The 6,545-nt window shown below is 63.0% G+C and carries 7 protein-coding genes; 6 read left to right on the forward strand and 1 reads right to left on the reverse strand.

The annotated features are described in order from the left end of the window. From VIG32_00620 to VIG32_00645, 6 genes are all read left to right on the forward strand, one after another. Window positions 1–1,314, forward strand: a complete 1,314-nt coding sequence (locus VIG32_00620) for a methyltransferase (GenBank protein HEY8296515.1) — start codon at window positions 1–3, stop codon at window positions 1,312–1,314. After that, window positions 1,311–2,237 carry a XamI family restriction endonuclease gene (locus VIG32_00625; GenBank protein HEY8296516.1) on the forward strand — a complete coding sequence of 309 codons (927 nt, stop codon included), beginning with the start codon at window positions 1,311–1,313 and terminating at the stop codon, window positions 2,235–2,237. Before VIG32_00620 ends, VIG32_00625 begins: the two co-directional genes overlap by 4 nt. Next, window positions 2,234–2,746 (forward strand): hypothetical protein, encoded by a 513-nt coding sequence (locus tag VIG32_00630; GenBank protein HEY8296517.1) that lies wholly within the window; start codon window positions 2,234–2,236, stop codon window positions 2,744–2,746. The genes VIG32_00625 and VIG32_00630 overlap by 4 nt, the downstream gene beginning before the upstream one ends. A gap of 229 nt (window positions 2,747–2,975) precedes the next feature. Further along, window positions 2,976–4,745, forward strand: a complete 1,770-nt coding sequence (gene aroF / locus VIG32_00635; GenBank protein HEY8296518.1) for a 3-deoxy-7-phosphoheptulonate synthase — start codon at window positions 2,976–2,978, stop codon at window positions 4,743–4,745. Then, window positions 4,742–5,125, forward strand: coding sequence for a chorismate mutase (aroH, locus tag VIG32_00640; GenBank protein ID HEY8296519.1), 384 nt, complete (start codon window positions 4,742–4,744; stop codon window positions 5,123–5,125). The genes aroF and aroH overlap by 4 nt, the downstream gene beginning before the upstream one ends. Continuing rightward, window positions 5,122–5,913, forward strand: a complete 792-nt coding sequence (locus VIG32_00645) for a prephenate dehydrogenase/arogenate dehydrogenase family protein (GenBank protein ID HEY8296520.1) — start codon at window positions 5,122–5,124, stop codon at window positions 5,911–5,913. The genes aroH and VIG32_00645 overlap by 4 nt, the downstream gene beginning before the upstream one ends. On the opposite strand, the gene VIG32_00650 is transcribed toward VIG32_00645, so the two are convergent. Further along, a partial coding sequence (locus VIG32_00650) for a zinc-dependent metalloprotease (protein HEY8296521.1) occupies window positions 5,903–6,545 on the reverse strand: 643 nt, incomplete at its 5' end. The genes VIG32_00645 and VIG32_00650 overlap by 11 nt on opposite strands.

Below are 6,545 nucleotides of genomic sequence, written 5' to 3' on the forward strand. Positions count from 1 at the left end.
ATGATGGAGTGGGCGCTTGCGCAGCGTCCCGACCGACTTGTCGATCCGGGTTGCGGGAGCGGCCGTTTTGCCGTCGCGGCGGCGATGCATCGACGCAATCTCGAAATTATCGCTGTGGATCTCGATCCTATCGCTACGTTACTTACAAGAGCGGCGTTGGCGGCCGTCGGTGCGACACACGCGCGCATCAGGCAAGCCGACTACGTTCAGATGGAAATCCCGCGCTACGACGGGCGCACTGCGTTCGTCGGGAACCCGCCTTACGTTCGACATCACGCTCTGGCTCCCGAGACGAAAGGGTGCGCCGCGTGGCTCGCAATGAAAGCGGGACATTCGGTTTCCGGTCTCGCCGGTCTCCATGCCATCTTCTATTTAGCGACGCTCGCGAAGCACGGAGTTCCGGGCGACATAGGGACCTTTGTAACGTCGGCTGAGTGGCTTGACGTTGCGTATGGCAGCGTCATCCGCTCGATGTTTACAAACGGCCTTGGCGGGCGATCGTTGACCGTTTTCGATCCCAAGAGTGTCCCGTTTAGTGACGCGATGACCACGGCGGCAATAACAACCTTTTGCATCGGCGAGGAGCGAACGGCCGCACGAGTCGCGCACATACAAAATGCAAACACCGTTGTTACACTAGAACATGTCGGGCAAGAAATCGAGCGGGCGGCTTTGAGCAGTGCGAAGCGTTGGTCACCGTTTTTGAGGGAACCTGTTCCCGAGGTTACGGGTAACACCCTCGGGATGACGTTCCGGGTTTCGCGCGGACAAGTGACGGGCGCTAACTCGTTCTTTGTGATGACTCGGTGCCAAGCGCGCGATCGCGGGATCGAACGCTTCTGCGTACCAATCGTCAGTGCAGGCGAGGAAGTCTCTGCCGCTTGCGGCGTTCTGCACGACAGCCCGGATCGGCTCGTAGGGCTTGAAGTACCTAGGGATACAAATCCCTCGAAGTATGGGCGCCTTGCGGCGTATCTCGCCGCTGGAGAGGCCGCCGGCGTCAACACCGGATACGTCACTTCTCACCGGTCGCCATGGTGGTCCCTCGCATTTCCGAAGCCGCCGGTCGTCGCAACGTATATGGCCCGTCAAGCGCCGCTCTTTGCGGCGAACCCAGATGGTCTAGGCCTCCTCAACGTCGCACATGGGCTTTACCCACGAGCGCCGATGGGCTCAAACACGATCGCCCGTATCGTCGCAACGCTTAATGCCAACCGCGCTTCATTCGTGGGTCGGGGGCGGACGTATCATGGGGGACTCGAGAAATTTGAACCAGGCGAGATGGAAGCGCTACCGCTTGAGGTTCCGGCTTGAGCGCACCTCCGGGAAAGTGGACAAAGGACGAAATCACCGCCGACGCGGCGGCTGCGCTGGCAATCTTTCGAAAGACTCGTTTTGATGAACCACTTGAAAAGTGGGGGCGTGAGGTGGATCGGCGCAGTGCCGACTTCACGCGCTTGTTCGATGAGCACGGCGTCGCTAAACCACACGAGCTCACAGCCGACGACATTCCCGGAATCGTTGACGCCAAACTGCTCGACGCTTTGCGCTACCTCCCCGGCCCACCAATCTCCGAGGACGATCTAAAAAACCTTGCGGATGTCGAATCATTGAGTTCGCAGCGGTTGCGTTCAGACCCGGCAGCGGCGCAGCGCGTCCTTGACGTAATCCGCAAGACGATCGATCCGCGGCGCTTTCGCTGGCTCGCGGAGGACCGCGAGCCGACGGGTGGCGAACGGGCCACCGCTATTTTCGCCTCGGCACTGCTGCACACCGCGCAACGGCTGCAAAGCGCTCGCCGGTCGATTGCGAAGAAAGACCAGGAGTTCGCCGTGCGCGACTATTTAAAATCCATTGGTTTTGCCGGTAAACGCGTTGCAAAGAAAATATCGACGTACGCGCAATTTCCCGCGCACGGCATTGTGTCCGAGAATGAGATTGATTTTGGCCCGGAGCGAGCCGACGTTCTGGCCAGGCTCTGGGACGATCGCATGCTTCCGATTGAGTGCAAAGTATCAAACAGCGGAGTTAATTCCTACAAACGCCTTAACCACGACACCCTCGCAAAGCATACCGCGTGGATCGACGCGTTCGGACGCGCGAACGTGGTCCCAAGTGCGATGCTTGCAGGCGTCTTTTCAGTCTCAAATGTACTCGCGGCACAGGCCGCAGGTCTTACGATCTTCTGGTCTCACCGCATGACAGACCTCGGCTTATTTGTGGAGTCAACGAGATGACGTTAGGTGAGATCGCACGCGTCGCGCGCGGCGTCGTGACTGGAAATAGTAAGCTGTTCGTCATGACGCGTGCGAAAGCAACGGAGCACGGTTTAGAGCAGTTCGTCAAACCGGTACTTGGCGGGTCGACGGCCTTTCCGAAAAATGGAATCCCCGTTGTGCGGGACGGTCCCGACAGGCATGTATTACTCGTAGTATCCGCCGCCGACGTTGACAGGTTTCCCGCGCTCCGTGCGTACCTGGGCGGCGTTGCTCCGAAGGTGGTGTCCCCGCGTTTTGCCCCAATAGCGGCAAGCTACGTCGGTGTGCCGCGCTTTATCGCCAATCCAGACGGCCTCATAATTACGAACTCGCTGTACGCCGTTACGCCGCGACAAAGCATGAGCGCAAAAGACGTCGTGGCCCTCGTGGAACGGCTCAACGAGACAACGGCGAAGCTGTCAAAACCGAATGCGACGGGGGCCGCTACGCGCTATACCCCACGAACGCTCGAGGCTCTTGAAATCTAGCGAAACGGTTTGGGATTACCGGCGTCCGCCCGCGCGAACCGGCTTGACAGCCGGGATGGATCGTGCTTTTATGAAGGTCACATGTCACACGTGTCTTGGCTTTACGTTGCGTACTATTACCTTCAGCTGCCCGCAGGGTCGGCCTGAGATCGTTTGCGCATAACACGAGAGACGTTACGCAGACCCTCGCCGATCCGGCGGGGGTTTTTTCTTTGTAGCTGGGAGCAGCATGGCAATCGCAATCTATCAAGGCGTTCGGGGCGCGTACTCACAACTGGTGCTCGACCATTACTTTTGTACTGCCGGGATCGAAGGCAGCACGGTCGGCGCGTCGAGCTATCGCGACGTTGCGGTGGCGGTCGCCGGCGGACGCGTCGATTTGGGCGTATTCCCCATCGAGAACGCGATCGGCGGCACCGTGCGCGAAGGCTACGATCTGATTGCCGAATTCGCGCTGGTTCCGGTAGCCGAAGTGCTGTGGCGCACCGATCATCGCCTGATCGGCGTTCGCGGATCGACGCTCGAAGGCGTGCGCGAGGTCCTCGCGCATCCGCTCGTTATCGCCGAATGCGGCAAGTTTTTGAGCGGCCTGCCGGCGGTGCGCGCTCTCCCCTGCGAAGATACCGGCGTCGCCGCCCGCGAAGTCGCGCGCGGCGGGAATCCGGCCATCGCCGCGCTCGCTCCGGCGTCCGCAGCGCGCGCCTACGATTTGATCGAACTTGCCGCCAATTGCACGGACGATCCCAATACATATTCGCGATTTTTGCTGGTGCGTCCGGCGCACGCGACGCCGGTCGGAGCTACGGCAATTTCAACCGGCACGCGGCCTCGCAAAACGTCGCTGATCTTTAGTCTAGCCGACGCCCCGGGAACGCTCGCGCGCGCGCTCGCACATCTCGCCGCATCCGCCGTGAACCTCAGTAAACTCGAATCGAAGCCGCGGCTGGGTCATGGCGACGATCATATCTTTTACGCCGATATCGCCGGCGATGCTGCCAACGCGCAGGTTGCCGCCGCGCTCGCGGCGGTCGGCCGCGATTGCCGAACGCTCGTCGTCTTGGGCAGTTACGACGCACACGACGGCGCTCCGATTGGAGCCAACGATCGACCGTCGCAGCCGGCACTCGAGCGATTGCCGGAGACCTGGCAGCCGCGCGTCTTCGCGTCGGCAGCCGATTCGGCGCTACCGCGCGTTTCGCGCCCGGCGCGTCCGGCGGGCAGCACGCTGCAGATCGGCAACGTTCGCATCGGCGACGGCGAATTCGCCATCATCGCAGGCCCGTGTTCGGTTGAATCGCGCGAGCAGATAATCGAAACGGCGCACGCCGTGCAGGCGCGCGGCGCGGTCATGCTGCGAGGCGGCGCATTTAAGCCGCGCACCAGCCCGTACGCGTTCCAGGGTCTCGGGTGGGAGGGCGTCGCGCTCCTGGCCGAAGCCGGTCGCGCGACCGGAATGCCCGTCGTAAGCGAGGTGATGACGATCGATCAGGTGGCGCGAATGGCGGCGCAAATCGACGTGCTGCAGATCGGGGCGCGCAACATGCAAAACTTCGATTTGCTCAAAGCGGTCGGCCGCACGGGACATACCGTGCTTTTGAAGCGCGGGCTCTCCGCGACGATCGACGAACTGCTCGCGGCCGCCGAATACATCATGGCCGAGGGCAATCCCAACGTGATTCTCTGCGAGCGCGGCATTCGCACGTTCGAAACCTCGACGCGCAACACGCTCGATCTCTCGGCGGTGCCCGTGCTGCGCGAGCGTTCCCACTTGCCCGTGCTGGTCGATCCGAGTCACGGCGTCGGCGTGCGGCGCTGGGTTCGGCCGCTCTGCCGCGCGGCCAAAGCCGTCGGCGCGCACGGCTTGCTCGTCGAGGTTCATCCCAATCCGCCCGAGGCCAAGAGCGACAAGGAGCAGGCTTTGACGTTCGACGATTTCGCGCAGATCATGGCCGATCTCGATACCATTCCGATCGCGCACGAAGCGCGGGCGACGGTATGAACGAGTTCAAGATGCGCGGCGTCCGCGGGGCGATCACCGTCGATGCCGACGACGCCGGCGCGATCGTAACGGCCACTAAGCGTCTCCTCGGAGAGATGCTGAGCCGCAATAGCGTCGACACCGACGATATCGCATCGGTGCTCTTTAGTCTAACGCCGGATCTACGCGCGGCTTTTCCGGCGCTCGGCGCGCGCGAAATGGGGCTCGTTCACGTGCCGATGCTTCACTTCAGCGAGATCGACGTTCCGGGATCGCTCGACAAAGTCGTTCGAATCCTCATGCACGTCAATACGCGGCGCAGTCAGCGCGAGATCGAGCACGTGTATCTCGATAAAGCGGCCGCGCTGCGGCCCGATCTCTTTCCGGGCGCGGCGCCGTGAGCGCGCGTATCCTCGGCATTGTCGGCACCGGCGCGATCGGCGCGTCGATTGGCATGCGCGCGCGCGCAAACGGCTGGCACGTTCTCGGCTGCGACATCGCCCCCGCCGCCCTCGAAAACGCGCGCCGCGCGGGCGCTATCGACGCGGCCGCTTCGCCGGACGCGCTGTACGACGCCGCGCACGTTCTCGTTTTGGCAACGCACCTCGACGGCGTGCTTACCGAGATCGAGCGGTTGAGAGCGCGACCGGTCAACGCGGAACTAATCCTCGACGCCGCTTCGGTCAAAGCCGCGGTGAGCGCGGCCGGACGCGCACTGCCGCAGTTCGTCGCGAGCCATCCGATGGCCGGGACCGAACGCACGGGTCCCCTTGCGGCGCGCGCCGACCTCTTCGAGGGATGCACGTGGGCCTACGTTTCTTCGGGGAGCTCGGAGCTCGACGAGCGGGCGCGACGATTCATTGGCTCGCTCGGCGCGAATCCGCTCGCGATCGATGCCGCGGAGCACGATCGCCTCGTCGCACGCACGTCCCATCTACCGCAACTGGTCTCAACGCTCTTCGCCTCGTCACTCGTGGACGAAACGAACGCCGCCGCGCTCGATGCGCTCTGCGGACCGGCGGCGCGCGAGATGCGCCGCCTCGGGCGGTCGTCCTTTGCCATGTGGGAACCGATCCTGCGCCACAATGCCACGAACGTCGCACGCGAGGCCCGTGCGCTCGCCGTGCGGCTAAACGAAGCCGCGGACGCGCTCGAGCGCGGCGAGGCGGCGACGATACCTACGCTTTAGAAACCGCCGCCGAGGTGACCGTCTGCGCTTTGAGTGCACGGTCGGCGTCGCTGGCAAGCTCTTCCAAATGCGCGCGCGTGAGCACATCGTACCCGCCGCGCGCGAGAGCCTTCTGGAGTTGCGCGTGAAGGGCGCCGAGTTCGAAGCGCGCCATCGATCGCGCGTCCGGCGGCGTTCCCGGCAGCGGAGCGTTCGTCAGGCGTGAGAGCAGCGCGAGATAGGTGCCTTGTAAGTCGCGCCGCACGAGCGGGATCGCATGTCCTTTGCCGACATCGCCGTAGATCGCCGATTGCATCCAGTCGAAGAGGTCCGCGAGGTTCATCGTGGTTCCCGGTTTGTATTTATATTGCATGTCGTCGAGACGCTGGAGCGTTACCGGTGCGAAGAGCCGGCCGAGCGTCGCCATCTGATAGGCACCGGCAAATTGCTCGACCGCGACGTCGTGACGCGGCGGAAGGCTGCCGTCCCAGTCGTCGTCGCGGTATTGCGAAACCATGTGCTGCAGAAGCGCGGGCGAGTAGTTCCATGCCTCCGGCCCATAAACGTATTGTTCGAGGAGCTTGTACGCGCGACGCTGCGTCGCGATGGGGATCGCCTGCAGCGGCGGAGCCGCGTGCGGGTCGCCTCGGCGC

The sequence above is a fragment of the Candidatus Baltobacteraceae bacterium genome, assembly GCA_036559195.1.
In the GTDB taxonomy this organism is placed as follows: Bacteria; Vulcanimicrobiota; Vulcanimicrobiia; order Vulcanimicrobiales; family Vulcanimicrobiaceae; genus JALYTZ01.